General features: G+C 65.5%; 16 protein-coding genes. All 16 read left to right on the forward strand.

Annotated features, from left to right (window positions below; translation table 11 throughout):
- Positions 1 to 14: 14 nt before the first annotated feature.
- The 16 genes from AB1384_01100 (at position 15) to AB1384_01175 (ending at position 18,871) form a co-directional block, all read left to right on the forward strand.
- Entirely contained in the window at positions 15 to 1,241 is a 1,227-nt protein-coding gene (locus AB1384_01100) for a hypothetical protein (protein MEW6552869.1), read from the forward strand.
- Between the two features lie 16 nt (positions 1,242 to 1,257).
- Positions 1,258 to 2,550 carry a glycosyl transferase family 2 gene (locus AB1384_01105; protein MEW6552870.1) on the forward strand — a complete coding sequence of 431 codons (1,293 nt, stop codon included), beginning with the start codon at positions 1,258 to 1,260 and terminating at the stop codon, positions 2,548 to 2,550.
- Positions 2,551 to 2,785: 235 nt separating this feature from the next.
- Positions 2,786 to 3,217, forward strand: coding sequence for a division/cell wall cluster transcriptional repressor MraZ (mraZ, locus tag AB1384_01110; GenBank protein MEW6552871.1), 432 nt, complete (start codon positions 2,786 to 2,788; stop codon positions 3,215 to 3,217).
- A gap of 104 nt (positions 3,218 to 3,321) precedes the next feature.
- Positions 3,322 to 4,263 (forward strand): 16S rRNA (cytosine(1402)-N(4))-methyltransferase RsmH, encoded by a 942-nt coding sequence (gene rsmH, locus AB1384_01115; GenBank protein MEW6552872.1) that lies wholly within the window; start codon positions 3,322 to 3,324, stop codon positions 4,261 to 4,263.
- 5 nt (positions 4,264 to 4,268) lie between these two features.
- Complete coding sequence (locus tag AB1384_01120; protein ID MEW6552873.1) at positions 4,269 to 4,739, forward strand: hypothetical protein; 471 nt, start codon at positions 4,269 to 4,271, stop codon at positions 4,737 to 4,739.
- A 108-nt stretch (positions 4,740 to 4,847) separates the two neighbouring features.
- Positions 4,848 to 6,563, forward strand: a complete 1,716-nt coding sequence (locus AB1384_01125; GenBank protein ID MEW6552874.1) for a penicillin-binding protein 2 — start codon at positions 4,848 to 4,850, stop codon at positions 6,561 to 6,563.
- Positions 6,560 to 8,053, forward strand: a complete 1,494-nt coding sequence (locus AB1384_01130) for a UDP-N-acetylmuramoyl-L-alanyl-D-glutamate--2,6-diaminopimelate ligase (GenBank protein MEW6552875.1) — start codon at positions 6,560 to 6,562, stop codon at positions 8,051 to 8,053. Before AB1384_01125 ends, AB1384_01130 begins: the two co-directional genes overlap by 4 nt.
- Positions 8,050 to 9,450: a UDP-N-acetylmuramoyl-tripeptide--D-alanyl-D-alanine ligase gene (gene murF / locus AB1384_01135; protein ID MEW6552876.1), complete on the forward strand. Its 1,401-nt coding sequence runs from the start codon at positions 8,050 to 8,052 to the stop codon at positions 9,448 to 9,450. Before AB1384_01130 ends, murF begins: the two co-directional genes overlap by 4 nt.
- Positions 9,451 to 9,524: 74 nt before the next feature.
- The gene (gene mraY, locus AB1384_01140; protein MEW6552877.1) at positions 9,525 to 10,544 is read left to right on the forward strand and encodes a phospho-N-acetylmuramoyl-pentapeptide-transferase; all 1,020 of its coding nucleotides are present in this window, start codon (positions 9,525 to 9,527) and stop codon (positions 10,542 to 10,544) included.
- Positions 10,545 to 10,549: 5 nt separating this feature from the next.
- Complete coding sequence (murD, locus tag AB1384_01145; protein MEW6552878.1) at positions 10,550 to 11,986, forward strand: UDP-N-acetylmuramoyl-L-alanine--D-glutamate ligase; 1,437 nt, start codon at positions 10,550 to 10,552, stop codon at positions 11,984 to 11,986.
- On the forward strand, positions 11,979 to 13,367 hold the full coding sequence (gene ftsW / locus AB1384_01150) for a putative lipid II flippase FtsW (protein ID MEW6552879.1): 1,389 nt from the start codon (positions 11,979 to 11,981) through the stop codon (positions 13,365 to 13,367). The genes murD and ftsW overlap by 8 nt, the downstream gene beginning before the upstream one ends.
- Positions 13,285 to 14,385 carry a UDP-N-acetylglucosamine--N-acetylmuramyl-(pentapeptide) pyrophosphoryl-undecaprenol N-acetylglucosamine transferase gene (locus AB1384_01155; GenBank protein ID MEW6552880.1) on the forward strand — a complete coding sequence of 367 codons (1,101 nt, stop codon included), beginning with the start codon at positions 13,285 to 13,287 and terminating at the stop codon, positions 14,383 to 14,385. The genes ftsW and AB1384_01155 overlap by 83 nt, the downstream gene beginning before the upstream one ends.
- Entirely contained in the window at positions 14,386 to 15,789 is a 1,404-nt protein-coding gene (gene murC, locus AB1384_01160; protein ID MEW6552881.1) for a UDP-N-acetylmuramate--L-alanine ligase, read from the forward strand.
- 3 nt (positions 15,790 to 15,792) lie between these two features.
- The gene (gene murB, locus AB1384_01165) at positions 15,793 to 16,731 is read left to right on the forward strand and encodes a UDP-N-acetylmuramate dehydrogenase (GenBank protein MEW6552882.1); all 939 of its coding nucleotides are present in this window, start codon (positions 15,793 to 15,795) and stop codon (positions 16,729 to 16,731) included.
- On the forward strand, positions 16,728 to 17,726 hold the full coding sequence (locus AB1384_01170) for a D-alanine--D-alanine ligase (GenBank protein MEW6552883.1): 999 nt from the start codon (positions 16,728 to 16,730) through the stop codon (positions 17,724 to 17,726). The genes murB and AB1384_01170 overlap by 4 nt, the downstream gene beginning before the upstream one ends.
- On the forward strand, positions 17,723 to 18,871 hold the full coding sequence (locus tag AB1384_01175) for an FtsQ-type POTRA domain-containing protein (GenBank protein ID MEW6552884.1): 1,149 nt from the start codon (positions 17,723 to 17,725) through the stop codon (positions 18,869 to 18,871). Before AB1384_01170 ends, AB1384_01175 begins: the two co-directional genes overlap by 4 nt.
- The last annotated feature ends 57 nt before the right edge of the window (positions 18,872 to 18,928 follow it).

An 18,928-nucleotide genomic window follows, 5' to 3' on the forward strand; every position in this document is an offset into this window, starting at 1 on the left:
GAGCGAAGAAAACCGTGCCGGAGAAAAAGAGATTCACCATCGTCATCCCCTCGTACTGGGGGAGGAAGTCAGGCGAGCCCTTCCACGAGGAGGACGCCGTCTATGACCACCCCACCCCCCTGGACGCGGAGGGGACCCTGGCGCGCGCCCTGGAGAGCGTCCGCCTCCTGGCCTCAAGCGACTTCCGCCTGGTGGTGCTGGGGACGGCCACCCACCCCGACATCGAGGCGGAGGTAGAGCGGCGCCTTGAGGAGACGGTGGCCCCCTTCCGACGTTACTACCCTGTCGCCCTGCTCACCCACTCAAACGTGCGCGAGATGAAGAAGATGCTCGTGGAGAGGGGGCCGCGGGACTGCGACGAGATGCTCTCCCTGCGCGGTTACTCAAACATCCGCAACCTCTGCCTCATCGCAGCCTGCCTGAGCGAGGCGGAGGCGGCGGTGCTCTTCGACGACGACCAGGTCTATGAAGACCCTTACTACCTCGACAAGGTGGCCGAGAACATCGGGGGCGAGCACGACGGGCGCTTCGTCGGCGGCCTCGCCGGATACTACGTCAACGCCAACGGCGACTACCGCGTGCCCCCCAACCGCGACCCGGTGTTCGCGGAGTGGCCGGCGGCGGAGTATATGAGCCGCGCCTTCGACATCATCGCGGGCGGGGAGAGGCTCGAGGTCACCCCCTGGGTCTTCGGGGGCAACATGGTGGTCCACCGCGACCTCTTCACACGCATCGCCTTCGACCCCAACGTGACGCGGGGCGAGGACATCGACTACCTGATAAACGCGAAGTTCTTCGGGCATGACTGGCTGCTGGACAGCACCCTGTGGATACGCCACCTGCCGCCGCCCAAGACCGCCCCGTTGTGGCGGCGGTTCCGCGAGGACCTGGACCGCTTCGTCTACAGCAGGGAGAAGCTGCGCCGCCAGCGGGAGGGGGAGGGCAGGCGCGTGGTGAAGGTGGAGGATCTGGACCCCTACCCCGGACGCTTCCTGCGCGAAGACCTGGAGGACATGATCTTCCGCACCTGTGTGCTCATGGGCATGGACTACCTCTCCCGGGGCGACGGCAGGGGCTATGAGGAGTGTATGGCCAATGTCCTGCGGACCCGCACCGGCGCGCAGGCAGGCGGAGATCCTTACCAGTGGTATCTGGACTGGAGGGACCGCTGGGAAGAGTTCATGGCCTTCATCTCCGCGGACAGGGGACTGCACGAATATATGATGGAGCAGTTCGCGTGAGCGTGGTGAGCGAGTGATGGCGGAGTCACGCAGCGTCCTCGACGCCGAGGTCATCGGGCGATGCGATGACATCGGGTGCGCCGACATCGTGGTCGGCATACCGAGTTTTCGCAATGCCGACACCATCGCCCACGTGGTGCAGGCCGCCGCCGCCGGCATGGTCAAGTACTTCCCGGGCCTGAAGCCGGTCATCGTCAATTCCGACGGGGGTTCCACCGACGACACCGTGGACGTGGTGCTGCAGACGCTGGTACCCCCGGAGGTACAGAAGATCGTTACCCCCTACAGGGGGCTGCCGGGAAAGGGCTCGGCCTTCCACGCCATCTTCGAGATCGCCAGCCGCCTGCGCACGCGCATCTGCATCGTGGTCGACTCGGACCTGCGCAGCATCACCCCGGAGTGGATCCGGCTGCTGGGAGAGCCGGTGTGGGTGAGCTCCTACGGGTTCGTGGCCCCATATTACATCCGCCATAAGTACGACGGCACCATAACCAACAACCTGGCTTTCCCACTCACCCAGGCGCTGTACGGGCGCCGCATCCGCCAGCCCATCGGCGGCGACTTCGGCTTTACCGGTTCCCTGGCCCTGCTCTATTCCCACATGGACGTATGGCAGTCGGACATCGCCAAGTTCGGCATCGACATCTGGATGACCACCACCGCCCTCACCGAGGGATTCCGCATCTGCCAGTCGGCCATGGGGGTGAAGATCCACAACATCAAGGACCCCGGGAGCGACCTGGCCTCAATGTTCACCCAGGTGACCTCCACCATCTTCTACCTCATGGGCCTCCACGAGGTGAAATGGATGAGGACGAAAGGATCCACCGCCACGCGCGTCTTCGGTGACGCGGGCCACGTGGAGCCGTCGCCCATCGAGATCAACGTGGAGAACCTCATCGACCACTTCGAGGACGGCTTCGCGAACTACCGCGAGCTGTGGGAGAAAGTACTGGAGCCCGCCAACCTGCTGGAGGTGTCCTACGCGGCACAGGCCCTGTCCCCCCAGGGCTTCTCGTTCCCCGAGAAGCTGTGGGCGAAGATCGTTTACGATTTCGCGGTGGCTTACAACTTCGACTGCGACGTGCCGAGGCAGGAACTGGTGAGGTCCATGGTGCCGCTCTACTGCGCGCGCACAGCGGACAACGCCATCCGGACGCGCAACATGACCACCATGGAGGCCGAGCTCCTGGTGCAGCGCCAGGCGGAGGAGTTCGAGTGGCTGAAGCCTTACCTGGTGGATAAGTGGCTCAAGGCCAAGGCCAGGGCCAGCAGCGAACCCCAGGACCTCCTCCCTGTCTCCTCATAACCCTACAATTTGTTATTTTCTTGCTTTGTCTACCACACTATGTTGTTTTTCCCGAAATCCCTGTAAAAAGTGGTTGATTTTTAGGTTTTCGGGGTCGAATATATAGCCATAATGGAGTAAAATGGTTTGCAATGGAACAGAGTGGAGGATAGGCCGTCCCGAGTGGCGAATATGTGGAGAGACGAACCAAATACAGCCCGGGACGGGAACAAGGGGAGCGAAAGAGGCAACGAGGATGTTTTTCGGGTCTTTCGAACACGCGCTGGACGATAAGGGCCGCATCATCATGCCCTCCAGGTTCCGTGCGAAGCTGGAGGAAGGAGTGGTGATGGCCCGCTGGCTCGAACAGTGCGTGGCCATCTTCCCGCGCAGCGAGTTCGAGAAGATGGCCGAGCGTATCCAGGCCCTCCCGGAGGGGAACCTCGAGAAGAGGGAGTTCAGCCGCGTGTTCTTCGGTCATTCCTACGAGGGCGTGCCGGACCGCCAGGGGCGCATCACCGTTCCGCCCAAGCTGCGAGAGGTGGCGGGGCTCGACCGCGAGGTCGAGGTGGTGGGGATGATGGACCGCGTGGAGGTCTGGGACCGCGCCCGCTGGGAGGAGTCGACTCGCGGGGGGCTGGACCGCTTCGAGCAGACGGCGGAGAAGCTCTCGGAGCTCGGCTTCTAGAAGGGGAGGACGTATGATGCTGGAGCTAATCATGCAGGGCCGCCGCCACTGGCCGCGACAGGAGTGCGATATGCACCGTATCCTGCGCCATCTCGTAGAGATCAATGGACGAAGGTGAGGTCAAGCATGTACCGGTCATGCTCGCGGAGGTCGTGGGCTGTCTGCGCCCCCGCCCCGGAAGCGTACTCGTTGACGCAACCCTCGGCGAGGGGGGGCATGCCCTGGCTCTCCTCGAGGAAATGGGGGGAGAGGGTTGCCTGATCGGACTGGACCGGGACGCGGAAGCGCTGCAACGGGCGCTGGAGCGCCTGCGGGGGCAGCCCTGCCTGGCCCTATTCCACGCGCGCTTCTCGCGCCTGCAGGAGGTGCTGGAGGAGCTGGGGGTAGCCGCAGTGGACGGCGTCCTCTTCGACCTGGGCGTGTCCTCGCTGCAGCTGGAGGAAGCGGAGAGGGGGTTCTCCTTCCACCAGCCGGCGCGGCTGGACATGCGCATGGACGCGGGACAGGAACTCGATGCCTGGAAGGTGGTGAACGAGTATGAGGAGAGAGAGCTGGCGCGTATTATCCGCTGGTACGGCGAAGAGCGTTGGTCTGCCCGTATCGCTCGGGGCATCGCTCTCGCGCGAAAGCGCTCGTCCATCGACACCACGGATAGACTTGCTGAGGTTGTAAGAGAGTCGATCCCCGCCGCGGCTCGCCGCACGGGCGGGCATCCGGCGAGGCGGACTTTTCAGGCGATACGGATGGAGGTGAACGGGGAGTTGCGCGAGCTGGAGCAGGCACTGCCGCAGGCGCTGCATGCGCTCGCAAGCGGGGGCACGCTTGTCGCTATCTCCTATCACTCTCTGGAGGACAGGTTGGTGAAGAGGTTCTTCGCTGCAAACGGGTCGCGCTGCGCGTGCGCACCGCAGGCAGATGAATGTACCTGCGGCGCCGCGGAGGGATTGCGCATCCTGACGTCCCGCCCCCTGCGGCCCTCGGAGCGCGAGGTCGAGGAGAACCCGAGAGCCCGCTCCGCAAAGTTGCGGGCGGCACGGAAGAGGTAGGGGCTATGTCGCTGGCACTGGAGTGGAAGGAGCACAGCTATCCCGCCCGGGAGCGGACGGAGGACCGTGCCCGCAACGGTGAGGAGCTGCACCGGCGCAAGTGCGCCCGGGAGAGCCGCCGCCTGCGCCTGACCTTCATCTGCTTCGTCAGCGTAGCGGCATTCGTGAGCGCCCTGCTCATCCTCATCATCTGCCTGCACGTCATGGTGGTACAGAACGAGATGAAGGTGAACGAGGTGGAGAGAGAGATCGAGCTGGAGAGGCGCAAACACGAGGCGATGAGGGTGGAGATAGCGTCCCTGGAATCGCCGGCCCGCATCGAGAGCGCGGCGGTGGGCCAGCTCGGCATGGTGCAGGTGGCGCAGGTGGAATACCTGGAGACACCGTCCTACAGGACCGCCATGGAGACGCGTCAGAGACAGGACGAAACAAACGGGGAGGGGATGGTCACCGAGGCGACACAAGGGGCACCCTGACGGCGTTGGAGCAGTGCGAGCAAAGAGGTCACCGGCGCCGTGGCGGCGAACCCCATCTTAGGGCCGGCGGGACGGCCCGCACATAGAGAGGCATCCGAGGAGGACGAGGTGTCAAGAAGAAAGAGAGGGGATGCCAGGATTAACCTGGCAGCCCTGCTGCTACTGCTGGGCTTGGGTCTTATCGCCTACCGCATGTTCGACCTCCAGATCGTGAAAGCCGACCGCTTCAAGGGCATAGCCGAGGACCAGAGATACCACCTCACCGACCTGGAGCCGCGGCGCGGCTGCATCCTTGACCGGGACGGCGAGGTCCTGGCCATCAGCAAGGAGGCGTATTCCATCTACGCCACACCCTACCTGGTGGATGACGTACAGCTGGCGGCGGCGGAGCTCTCCCTGGCGCTTCAGGTGCCGCGCCAGGAACTGGAGGAGAAGCTGCGCTCCGAGGGCGGGTTCGTCTATATAGAGAGGAAGGTGTCGCCCGAGGTGGCGGAGGAGATAGAGGCGCTGGGCCTGGCCGGTATCGGCCTGGAGAAGGAGAGCAAGAGGTACTATCCGCAGGGGTCGCTGGCGGCGCAGGTCCTTGGTTTCGTGGGCATGGACAACGTAGGGCTTTCCGGCCTGGAGCTGCAGTACGAATCCGACCTCGCCGGCGTACCCGGGGAGGCGGGGGTGGAGTACGACCCGCGCGGCGAACCCATCCCCGGCGTCACCGAGATGATAACCGAGCCCATAGACGGCATCGACATCCAGCTGACCATCGACTCCGAGGTACAGTTCAAACTCCAGGAACAGCTGATTGCCTCGGTGCAGGAGAGCGGCGCCAAGAGCGGCTCGGGGATAATCATGGACTGCCGCAACGGCGAGATCCTGGCCATGGCCGTGGTCCCGGACTACGATGCCAACCTGGTCAGCCTGGTGCCCATGGAGATCACCAGGACCCAGCCGGTGACGGACGCTTTCGAGCCCGGCTCGGTGCTGAAGATACTCACTGCCATGGCCGCCCTGGAGGGGCAGGTGGTGACCCCGGGTTCGGTGATCAACGTGCCGGGCAAGCTGCAGGTGGCCGATTACGAGTTCACCGACGACCATGAGATGCCCAAGAGCGACATGACCTTCGCTGAGATCATCGCCTACTCCTCGAACATAGGCACCATCAAGACCGCCCAGGCCCTGGGCAAGGAAGCGCTGAGCGCCTACATCGCCAAGTGTGGGCTGGGGCAGCTGACGGGGGTGGACTTCCCGGGGGAGAACCCGGGGGTGGTGCTGAACCTGGACAAGTGGTCGCTCACCTCGCTGCCGACCATCGCCATCGGCCAGGGCATCTCGGTGACGCCGCTGCAGCTGGCGGTGATAACCGGGGCGGTGGCCAACGGCGGCACCAGGGTGACCCCCCATTTCCTGCTGCGTAAGATAGGCACGGACATGAGCTCGGAGGGCTACGAGGTGCGCGAGGGGGAGAGGGTCATCTCCGAGAACGGCGCTGCCTCTCTCCGTTACATCCTGCAGGAAGTGGTGAGGATTGGGACCGGCACCCGCGCCGCCATGACCCTTTACAACTGCGCCGGCAAGACGGGCACGGCCATGAAACCTGACCCCACCGGCGGCTACCGCGAGGCCTACATCGCCACCTTTGCCGGGTTCGCCCCCAGCGAGGACCCTGCCCTGGTGGCGGTGATAACCCTGGACGAGCCGGGGACGGTCTACGGCGGCCTGGCCTCGGCGCCGTGCTTCTCGCAGGTGATGGAGTTCGCGCTGCAGCGCCTGGAAGTGCCCCCGAGCATGGAGAAGGTCAACACCAAGGACAGGGTGGTGCAGCAATGAGGCTGCTGGAGCTGGTTGAGGGACTGGATATGCTGCGCCGCGAGGGCGGAGATGCCGAGGTGACCGGCATCGCCTACCACTCCCAGCGGGTGCGGGCGGGAGACCTCTTCGTGGCGGTGCCCGGCCACGTCACCGACGGTCATCTATATATAAAGGAGGCCCTTTCGCGAGGCGCGGCGGCCCTGTTGGTCGCGGAAGGATGGGACGGCGGCGATACCGTCCCCGCCGGGTTCCCGCTACTGAGGGCGGGCGACACCCGCCTGGCCATGGCGCTCTTGAGCGACCGCTTCTGGGGGCACCCCAGCGGCAGGCTGAAGCTGGTGGGGATCACCGGCACCAACGGCAAGACCACCACCGCCCACCTGGTGGAGGCGGCGGCTTCCCGGGCGGGCATGGTCTCCGGGCTCATCGGCACGGTGGTCTACCGCGTGGCCGGGCGTGACCTGCCAGTGGGACGTACCACGCCGGAATCCGCCGACCTGCAGGAGATACTGGCCGCCATGGCCGGAGAGGGATGCGAGGTGGCGAGCATGGAGGTATCTTCCCATGCACTTGCCCTGCGCCGTGTGGACGGTTGCGACTTCGAGGTGGCGGTCTTTACCAACCTCAGCCAGGACCACCTGGATTTCCACACGGACATGGAAGACTATTTCCGCGCCAAGGAGAGGCTGTTCTTGCCGCGTTCGCGGGGAGGCCTGGAGGCGCGCGCGGCGGTGATAAACGCCGATGACCCGTACGGCGGCCGGCTCGCCGCCGTCTCGACCGGCAGGGTACTCACCTACGGCACTCTCCCCGGGGCCGGACTGCGGGGGACGCTGCTGGAGGCGGGGCTGAAGAGGAGCCGGGTCGAGGTGGAATACGAAGGCGGGCGACACGTGGGGGAGACCGCCCTCACCGGCCGCTTCAACCTCTACAACATACTGGCTTCCATGGGGACCTGCATCATGCTGGGGATGGAGGCTGGGCCGTCCCTGGAGAGCATACTGTCCCAGCCAGGCGTGGCCGGCAGGTTCCAGGCGGTGGAGGAGGGACAGGACTTCGCGGTCCTGGTGGACTACGCCCACACCCCGGATTCGCTGCGCCGCGTTCTCGAGGCGGCGAGGGAGACGACACATGCCCGGGTCATCGCCGTTTTCGGCTGCGGTGGCGACCGCGACCGCGGAAAGCGTCCCCTCATGGGAGAGATAGCGGTGACGGCGGCGGACGCGGTCTTTATCACTTCCGACAACCCGCGCAGCGAGGACCCCATGGCCATCATCGCGGAGATCGAGGCGGGGGCGAAAGCCGTGGCGGCGGGCTCACCATATGAGGTCGTCGCCGACAGGCGCGCGGCCATAGCGGCGGCCATAGCCGCGGCTGCGGCCGGCGACGTGGTGGTCATCGCGGGCAAGGGCCACGAGAAGGGGCAGATCTTCGCGGACCGCGTGGTCCCCTTCGACGACGTTGAGGAGGCCAGGGTTGCCCTGAGAAGGAGGATGAGGCAACGATGATCCCCATGCACGCGGACGAGATAGCGCGCGCGGCCGGAGCCGTGCTGCTGCCGGAGGGTGGAAGGCCGGCACGGCCCATATCCCGGGTGAGCACCGACACGCGCACCCTGGAGAGGGGGGCCCTGTTCATAGCCCTGAAGGGAGAGCGCTTCGACGCCCACGACTACCTGGACAGGGCCCTGGAGAAGGGGGCGGCGGCGCTGCTGGTCGCGCGCATATCCCCCGAGTTCCTGCGCATGGCGCGCGAGCGGGGGGCGGCGGTGCTGCGCGCACGCGGAACCGTGGCCGCCATGACCAGGTTGGCGGCATGGCAGCGCGGGTTGAGCACGGCGCGGGTGGTGGCGGTCACCGGCTCGACCGGCAAGACCCTGAGCAAGGATTTCATGGCGTCGGTCCTGGCACGGGCAGGCAGGACGGTCTCCTCCCAGGGCAGCTTCAACAACGAGATCGGGGTTCCCCTCACCCTGCTGTCCCTGCGCAAAGACACTTCTTTCCTGGTGCTGGAGATGGGCTCGCGGGGGAAAGGGCACATCGCGGAGCTGTGCGCGTTCGCGCGGCCGGAGGTGGGAGTGGTGACCAATATCGGGTGGACGCACATGCAGTTCTTCCGCACCCGCGACAACCTGGCCCGTGCGAAAGGGGAACTCCTGCAGTCCCTGCCCCGCCGTGGCAGGGCGGTGATCAACGCCGACGACGAATATGCCAAGTTCCTGCGCGGCCTCAGCCCGTGCCCGGTGGTCACCTTCGGGTACTCGCGCGCCGCCGACCTGCGGGCGGAGGACGTGCTTGTGGATAAATATGGGAAGGTAGTCTTCACCCTGAGGTCGAAAGGAGGTGGTGTGAAGAAAATCGCTGTGCCGTTGCCCGGCCGCCACAACGTGGAGAACGCGCTGGCGGCCGCGGCAGTAGGAAAGATCATGGGGGTTGACATGGAAAGCATCGCCGAGGGGATAGCCATGGCGGATACGACAGCATGGAGGATGGAGATGATCAGGAAACCGGAGGAGATCACCATCATCAACGACGCCTACAACGCCAACCCCGTGTCCATGCGCTCCGCCCTGATGGCCCTGGGAGAGATCTCTCGCCAGAAGAGGGCCATAGCCGTACTGGGCGACATGGGGGAACTGGGACCGGTATCGGAGAAGGCGCACCAGGAAGTGGGGAAGCAGGCCGTCGACTACGGCACCGATATCCTTATCACCGTGGGCAGGAAATCCCGTAAGACCGCCCAGGCGGCGCGGGAGAAGGGCCTGCCGCGGGGCAGCGTCTTCACCACCGACGGCGTGGACAAGGCGGCGGAGATACTGCGCGCCATCATCGAGCCGGGAGACGTCGTCCTCATCAAGGGTTCGCGCTTCCTGGGCCTGGAGAGGCTGGTGGACCTGGTGGCGTAGTCGCGGTTGACTTAGAATGGTCGCTTGAGGGACCGGGGGTACCGGTCTCCTGACCGGCAAGGAGGAAGATACCCTTGCTGAGGGTACTGGCCGCGTTATTGACTGGCCTTATCATCTGCATATTCGGCATGCCCCTGCTCATCGGCTGGCTGCGCAGGCGGGGCATCGGGCAGTTCATCCGCGAGGACGGGCCCCAGGCCCACCTGGCGAAACAGGGCACTCCCACCATGGGAGGCGTGCTCATCGTCCTCGGTGCGCTGGTGGGCTTCCTGGCTTGGGCGCAGCAGCTGGAGGCGGGCACGGGGTTCGCCCTGGGGCTGGCCCTGCTCTGCGGCGGGCTGCTGGGTTTTGCCGACGACTACACCAAGTTGCGCTACGCGCGATCCCTGGGCCTCAAGGGGCGCACCAAGCTGCTGTGGCAGCTGGCCTTGTCCATCGCCCTGGCCTACCTGGCCACGCAGCACTTCGGGGTGGACACCAAGCTCTACTGGTTCCGCTCGGATGCGGTCATCTGCGACCTCGGCCCCTTGTACTACCTGCTCGTCTTCATCATGATCATCGGGGCCTCCAACGCGGTGAACCTCACCGATGGACTGGACGGCCTGGCGTCGGGGACGGCCATGCTGGTATTGACCGCGTACATCCTCATCGCTTTCACGCAATTCCGCAACCACCAGTACCTCTATTATCACGTGCAGGGCTCGCTGGACATCGCCATCTTCTGCGGGGCGCTCATGGGCAGCTGCATCGGTTTTCTGTGGTGGAACTCGCCGCCGGCGTATATCTTCATGGGGGACACGGGTTCCCTGGCCCTGGGCTGCAGCCTGGCCACGGTGGCCATACTCTCCAAGACCGAACTGCTGCTGGTGGTCCTGGGCGGCCTCTTCGTCCTCGAGACCCTATCCGTCGCCATCCAGGTGCTGGTGTACAAGGCCACGCGCAAGAGGGTCTTCCGCATGGCGCCGCTGCACCACCATTTCGAACTCAAGGGGTGGTCGGAAGTGACCACGCTCATCAGGTTCTGGGTGGTGGCGGGGTCTTTTGTCGGAGTCGGCTTCATACTTTTCTATATAAATTATGTGGGGGGCAAGTAGTGGAGATGGTCGAGGGGAAAAGAGCACGGGAGCTGCGGGGTATCGACACGGCACTGGTGGTCGGCCTGGGCATCTCGGGACGGGCCGCCGCGGACCGGCTGTTGCGCGAGGGGATGAGGGTGACCGTCAACGATATCTCCACTACGGAGGATGTGCGCGAGGCGGCCGAGGTATTGCGGGAACGCGGCGCGGAGAGTGTCCTCGGCAGCCACGACCTCACCCTGCTCGACGGCGTGGACGTGGTGGTAGTGAGCCCGGGCGTGACGCCACGGCTGCCCCTGCTGCGGGAGGCCGAGGCCAGGTCCATCCCGGTTTGGAGCGAGGTCGAGCTGGCCTGGAGGCTGACCCGCGCCAGGATGGTCGCGGTCACGGGCACCAACGGCAAGACCACCACGGTGAGCATGATCGCCTGGATCTGCAACCAGGCCGGCATGCCAGCCGTAGCCGCGGGCAATATCGGCTATCCGCTCATCACGGCGGTGGAGGAGGCGGGGGAAGGTACCCTGCTGGTGGCCGAGGTCTCCAGCTTCCAGCTCTCCCATATCGTGGAGTTCCGCCCCGCCGTCGCGGTGCTCCTGAACATAGGCGAGGACCATTTCGACTGGCATGCGAACATGGACGAGTACGTGGCAGCGAAAGGCCGCATGTGGTTAAACCAGCACGGAGACGACATGGTGGTATGCAACCTCGACGATGACGCATGCGCGCGGGCCGCGGCCGGTGCTCCCGTGGACGTGCTCTTCTTCTCCATGCGACCGCTCGAACAGGCGGCGGTGTTCATGAGCGGCGACACCATGTATTTCCGCCAGCCAGGGACGTATGGCGACGGGGAGGCGGCACGGGAGATCATGCCGGCGCGGGAACTGCAGCTGCCCGGGGACCACAACCTGGAGAACGCCATGGCGGCGGCGGCGGCGGCCATCGCCCTGGGCGTCGATCCGCGGGCGGCGGGAGAAGCCCTCGCGGGCTTCCGCGCCCTTCCACACCGCCTGCAGTACCTGGGCGAGGCGGGCGGAGCGGCCTTCTACGAGGACTCAAAGGCCACCAACCCCCATGCCGCGCTGCGCGCCCTCGGCGCCTTCGCGGGGCCGCTGGTGGTCATCCTGGGTGGGAGGAACAAGGGCCTGGGATTCGACGGGCTCGCCGCGGAGCTGATACGCCGTGCGGACCTGGGCGAGGTGAGGGCGGTATACCTCATCGGCGAGGCGGCCGGCGAGATAGCCGCCGCCTTTGGTGAAGAGAAAGAACGCGTGAAGATGATGGTGGTTCCGGGACTGGAGGATGTCTTCGCGGACCTGCCGCGTACCGCGAGGGCCGGGGACACGGTCCTCTTCAGCCCGGCCTGCGCGTCGTTCGACCGCTACCGGGACTACGAGGAAAGAGGAAGACATTTCCAGGAGTTGTTCGCCGCGTACAGGGCGGGGGGTAGCGACGGTGGGTGAGCAGGCGGCGGCGAGGAAAGGGGGCGCCAGGGGCAAGGAGCCCCCGCGGGCGCTGGTGGAGGCACGGCGGAGGCAGGAGAGGAAGACGACGGCCACGCAAACCGCACCCACGCCGGCCGCGCGCGGGAACAGGACCCTGCGCGCCGTCCCGGCGGAGCGGCCGCGGCAGCTCCCTGCGGCAGGAGGACTGACGCGCAACGGATACGGCATCCTCGGCATCTCGCTGATCATGTTCCTCTACGGCATGGTGATGATATTTTCCGCCAGCTCCGGACTTGCCCTGCACACCTACGGTTCGAGCTATTATTTCCTGGTGCGCCAGGCCATCTGGTTCGCGGTAGGGCTGGTCGCCCTGGCAGCCCTGGCCTATACCGACTATCACCGCGTGGCGGAGTTCTCCCCCGTGCTCACCGTCATCGCCCTGGCTGCCCTGGCGGCCGTGCCCTTCATCGGCACCGAGGCCTACGGCAGCAAGCGCTCCATCATCTTCGGGCCCATCGTCATACAGCCTTCGGAGGTCGCCAAGCTGGCCCTGCTGGTCTTCGCGGTCTATATCTACAGTAAGCGCAAGGACAGGATGGACGACTGGCGCCAGATAATCATGCCCGTCCTGGCGGCGACCGCCATCGCATGCCTGCTCATCATCCTCGAGCCCGACCTGGGTACCATGCTCGTGGTGGCTATCTCCGTCTACGCGGTATTGTGGCTGGCCGGGACGCCACCGCGCAAGATGGCCGCGCTGGCGCTGCTGGGGGGATCGGCCACGCTGGTGTTCATCTTCACGTCCGCTTACCGTAAGGCGCGCTTTCTTGCCTTCCTCGACCCCTGGAGCGCCCCCCGCGAGGGAGGCTTTCACATCATCCAGTCCATGATCGCCCTGGGCTCGGGTAACGTCACCGGGCTGGGGCTGGGTATGAGCCGGCAGAAGTTCTTCTATCTTCCCAATGCCCACACCGATTTCATCTTTTCCATCATCGGCGAGGAGGCGGGCCTCATCGGGACCCTGTCGGTATTGCTCCTCTTCGCCTGCTTCATATACCTCGGGTTCCGCACCGCCAAGGGTGCCCCGGACAGGTTGGGGCGGCTGCTGGCCATGGGGATAACCTGTATGCTGGGGGTACAGGCCTTGATCAACATGGGAGCGGCGTCCGGCGTCCTGCCCATAACCGGTATCACGCTGCCGTTTTTCAGTTACGGGGGTTCTTCGCTGGTGATTTGCATGTGCCTTGCAGGTATACTCATAAACGTCTCCCGCCAGGAAGGCAGGGCGACCGCGGCTTACGATGGGAGGAAAGCGCGTGAACGTGGCGATATGCGGAGGAGGGACCGGAGGACATCTCCACCCCCTGCTCGCCCTGGCAGAGGAGCTCGTATCGCATGACGGCGTGGAGGTCACGCTCTACCTGAGCCGCAAGTCCCCGTCCAGCGCCCTACTGGAAGGAAAGAGGGTCATACCCCTCGAGGTGAGCGGCTTCGCCCGCCGCCTGGACCCCACAAACCTCAAGGCCTTCATCGCGCTTCTCAAGGCCGTCGCGGTCTGCCGCCGCGAGATGAAGAAAGATCCCCCGGCGGTGGCTGCCGCATTTGGGGGCTATGCCAGCGTGCCCGGGGCCATCGCCGCGCTCAGCCTGCGCGTTCCCCTGGTCCTGCACGAGCAGAACGCCATCCCCGGCATGGCCAACCGCATGCTGGCCCCGGTGGCCAGGGTAATCGCCGTCGCCTTCGGGGTGACCCTGGTCAAGCTCCCAAGATGGAAGAAGAAGGCGGTGGTGACCGGCAACCCCCTGCTCAGGCAGGCGGCCAAGGGGTCGGTAGGGGAGGCGCTGCGGACCTTCGGCCTGGAGGCCGGGAGAAAGACCCTGGCTGTTGTGGGGGGGAGCCAGGGCGCGGGCACCCTCAACGTGGCGGTGCTCGAGGCGCTGCCCGCGTGGAGCGGCCGCCGCGACCTGCAGGTTGTCCACGCGGTGGGCAGGGACAAGTACCGGGAATTCATGGAGCAGGCGGCGAAGGTGGACAGCGGCTCCCTCGTCTACAAGCCTATAGAGTTCATAGAGCGCATGGACCTCCTCTACCTGGTAGCAGACCTGGTGGTGTGCCGCGCGGGGGCCTCGACCATCGCCGAGCTGGCCGCCGCGGCGTGCGCGTCGCTCCTGGTGCCCTATCCTTACGCCACCGCGGCACACCAGGACGCCAACGCCGAGGTCCTCGCCAGCGTGGGCGCAGCGGTGGTGGTGGAGGACCGGCAGCTGGACGGGGACCGTCTAAGCGTGGAGGTGGACGCGCTGTTGGGAGACGTGGAGAGGCTGCGGTGCATGCGCGAAGCGGCGGGAAAGGTGGGAATACCGGACGCCGCGGCCCGTCTGGCTGGACTGGTACTGGCGCAGACCCGGGAGGCATGAGTGGAAGGAAACGAGAAGATACACTTCGTGGGCATCGGCGGCGCGGGCATGAGCGCCATCGCCGTGGTGCTCCTTGCGAGGGGCATACAGGTGAGCGGCTCAGACCTCAAGGAGTCGCGGAACACCCGGCGCCTGCAGCAGATGGGGGCGCTGATCCATATAGGCCACCACGCTGAGAACGTGGACGATGCCGACCTCGTGGTCGCCTCGTCGGCCATACCGGAGAGGAACCGCGAGATCGCACGGGCGCGCGAACTGGGGCTGGAGATCATCCCCCGTGCGGCCATGCTCAACATGATCATGGAGGAGGGAAGGGGCATCGCGGTGGCCGGCACCCACGGCAAGACCACCACCACGTCGATGATCGCCATGATCATGCGCGAGGCTGGGCTGGATCCCACCTACGTGATAGGGGGTGAGCTCAACGATGTGGGCAGTGGAGCCCATGCCGGCAGCGGCGGGTATGTCATCGCCGAGGCCGACGAGAGCGACGGGTCCTTTCTTTTCCTGCGGCCCTGGGCGGAGGTGATAACCAATATCGAGGAGGACCACCTCGACTTCTTCCACGACGAATCGGAGGTACGCGATTACTTCCAGCGCTTCGTCTCCCTGCTGCCACAGGACGGGCTGCTGGTGTATGCGGGTGACGACCCCGGTGCCGCTTCACTGCGGCGCCAGGGGCCGGGCCGTGCGGTGTCCTTCGGGGAAGGCGAGGACAACGATTTTCGCAGTGAGGGTGTAGAGCTGTCCCCAGATGGAAGCTCTTTCCGGGTCAGCCACTGCGGCCGGAGCCTGGGGCGGGTAGACCTGGGCATACCGGGAGAGCACAACGTGCGCAACGCCATGGCCGCCCTGGCGCTCACCCTGACCATAGGGGTGGATTTCGAGGTAGCGGCACGGGCGCTGGAGGGATTCCGGGGCGTCCAGCGGCGCTACCAGAACATGGGCGAGGTGGCGGGGATCAGGCTGGTCGACGATTATGCCCACCATCCTACGGAAGTGATGACCACGCTCAAGGCGGCGGCCATGGAAGGGGCACGCCGCCTGGTGTGCATCTTCCAGCCCCACCGTTACTCTCGCACCGCCGCCATGTGGCAGGGTTTCGGCGATGCGCTGCTCCTGGCGGACCTGGTGATAGTCACGGACGTCTATGCGGCGGGAGAGGACCCGCTCCCGGGCGTCAACGGAAAACTGATCGTCAATGCCATCCTGGAGGCCGATCCGGCAAAGCAGGTCGTGTACATCCCCAGGCGTTCGCAGCTGGGGAGCGCGGCGGCCTCGTTTCTGCACGGAGGAGACCTGGTCCTGACCATGGGGGCCGGGGACATCACCCAGTGCGCCGCGGAGATCGCCGGCATCCTGGACAGGGAGAGCGAAGGGCCCTGCGGGCCGGGGGAGAGTTGAGCGGTGACGGACGTAGCGGAGGTTCGCGAGCGGCTGCGGAAGGGGTTCGCCGGGACCATCAGGGAGATGGTCCCCCTGGCGGAGTTCACCACCTTCCGCATCGGCGGGCCCGCCTCCCTGCTGGCTGTCCCCGAGGGCCGCGAGGACCTCTCACTTCTGTTGTCGGCGGTCGGAGAATCGGGTCTGCCCCTGCTGGTGCTGGGGAGGGGGTCAAACGTACTCGTATCGGACCGCGGTTTCGACGGGGTGGTGGTGGTGGTGGGAAAAGGGCTGCAGAGGATCACCAGGAAAGGTAAATGTGAAGTTTACGTTGAGGGAGGCTGTGACCTGAACCGGCTGATAAACTGGGCCATCGAGATGGGCCTGGGGGGCCTGGAGGACCTGGCGGGGATCCCGGCGAGCGTGGGTGGAGCTGTGCGGATGAACGCAGGCGCCTGCGGCTCGACCATCGGCCAGTCGGTCACACGGGTGGCGGTGATGGGGTTGGAGGGGTACGGGGTGAAGGTGAGAGAACTGAAGCGAAAGGACCTCGACTTCTCCTACCGGCACAGCAATATCGCGGAAGGGCACATCGTCTTCGAAGCCGGTATTGAATTGCACGAGGCGGATGCGCACTCCCTGTACGCGCGACGTGGGGAGGTAATGGCGTGGCGGAGGGAGAACCAACCCTTGAGGCAGCCATCCGCGGGGAGCGTCTTCCGCAATCCGCCCGGGGCAGCCGCGGGCGAGCTCATCGACGGATGTGGCCTGAAGGGGACGCGCATCGGCGGGGCCATGGTCTCGGAGATGCATGCCAACTTCATCGTCAACGTCGGCGGCGCCAGGGCTGAAGACGTTTACCGCCTGATCGTGCGCATCAAGGACGAGGTGATGCGCAGGGAAGGCGTCCAGCTGCACGAGGAGATCAGGCTGGTGGGAGAGATGGGAGAGGGTGTGGTATGAGTCGAGTGGCGGTGCTCAAAGGAGGGATTTCGGCGGAGAGAGAGGTCTCGCTGCGTTCGGGGGCGGCGGTGTCGAAGGCGCTCGCGGAGCTCGGCCACGAGGTCCTGGAGATCGATGTGGGCGTGGAGGTCGTCGGCCAACTGCTCGAGTTACGCGGGAAAGTCGACGCGGCCTTCGTCGTGCTGCACGGGAGCATGGGCGAGGACGGTTCCATCCAGTCCCTGCTGGAACTGCTCGGCATCCCCTATACCGGGTCGGGGGTGGCGGCCAGCGCCGTGGCTCTCGACAAGAGCATGACCAAGCACGTCTTCCGGTCCCAGGGCATCCCGGTGGCTGACGACGTGGTTGTGACCGCAGCGGAGGTAGACGCTTCCGGGCTTGGCGAGGTGGCCAGGGGCGTATCCCTGGACCTCGGTTTCCCCTGCATCGCCAAACCGAACTGTGAGGGCTCCACCGTCGGTGCGGGCAGGGCCTACAACCGGGAGGAGCTGGAGAACGCCATCGCGGAGGCGCTGCGGTACGACGACATCGTGCTGGTGGAGCGCTATATCGAGGGCAGGGAGATGACCGTGGGCCTGCTGGGAGAGGAACCTTTGCTGCTTCCCGTCCTCGAGGTCGTGGCCAGCAAGGGTTTCTACGATTACGAATGCAAGTACACCGGGGGCATGACCGAGTACATCGTGCCCGCTCCCATCCCGGAGGAGCTGGCGCGGGAACTGCAGCGCCTCTCGCTCAGGGCCCACCGCGTCCTGGGGTGCGAGGGCTTTTCCCGCATCGACTTCATGCTCGACGATGCCGGCAGACCATATTGCCTGGAGGTGAACACCATCCCGGGGATGACCGAGTTGAGCCTGATACCAAAGGCGGCCGCCGCGGCAGGGCTTTCTTTCAACCGGGTGGTGGAGATGGTCCTGGACACGGCGCGGCTGAAGACCGACCGCGGCAGGAGATGTGCAGGAGACGACCAGGAGAGACGGGAAAAAGACCAGCCATGAGTGACAAGGTGGAGAGGACACGGGGCGCCAGGGTCAGGGCTTCACGCGCCAAGTCGCGGGTGGAGGCGAGGAAGAAGTCGAGGGCGGCATCCCGCGCCCCAGGGCGTACCGGGCGCGGCGGTGGACGCAAGTCGGCGGAGAAGGCGGTCGCGGTGGAGGCGCCGGCCGGGCAGGAGACTGCGCCGCGTTCCAAAAGCGAACGGCGGCGGGAAGTACCGCCGGCACGCACGCACGACAGAGCGCGGAAAAACCCGACGGCCACATCTCCCGAGACCGGACGCGGGAAGCGTAGGGAAAAGAAGAGCAGGCACAGGGAGCCCGCTTCCGCGGCCGGGATGACCGCGGTTGCTCCGGGCACGGGAGCGGAAGAGGCCGTTGCGGTCCGACCACAGGCAACAGGGATGCTAGACCGCCCCCGGGGACATGGAGGCAGCGCGGCAAGGACCGCATTCCTGGGAGCGGTGCTGGTGGCCTCCCTGGCTGCCCTGCTCTGGGTCTACACCGGGACCGGGGTGCTCAATATAAAGGTGGTCGAGTTCGAGGGCAACGGGAAACTACAGCCCGATTACCTGCGCGCCCTCAGCGGTATCAACGGCGATACCCATCTGCTCAAGATGGACGTAGGGGCCGTGGAGAGCGCGCTCCTCTCCGAGCCATATATCGCCAGGGCGGATATCACCCGGCACTTTCCCAACAGCGTGAAGATAAAGATCGTGGAACGGCGCCCCAGCGGGTATGTCCTCCAGAACGGCAGGTATGCCCTCATCGACCAGGAAGGGATGGTCCTGGAGAGCGTGGAAGCCGTGCCGCCGGGCCTTGTTGAGATAAGAGACCTCACGCTTCCGTTGCTGCTGCCTGGCCACGAGTTGAGCGGCATCGAGTTCGCATCGGTCACCTCGCTCATCGGCAGCCTGCCCCAGGCGCTACGGGACAGGACCGCGGCGGTGGGGATAGGCGGGGGCGGCGGGATGTATATCGTTGCGGACGGGACCACCGTGATCTATGGCGATGCCGAGGACTTTGCCCGTAAGAACACCATCGCCCTCATGGCCTTGAGCGTGCTGGTGCAGCGCTACGGTGCCATCGAATATCTAGACGTATCCTACCCCGAGCATCCCGTCATCAAGCCCCTCGGCAATACCTGAGCCCGTCACTTTAAAGCACGCCCGTTTCAGCCGATATACATCGAGACTTAACATTTA

Source organism: Actinomycetota bacterium, from assembly GCA_040757835.1.
In the GTDB taxonomy this organism is placed as follows: Bacteria; Actinomycetota; Geothermincolia; order Geothermincolales; family RBG-13-55-18; genus SURF-21.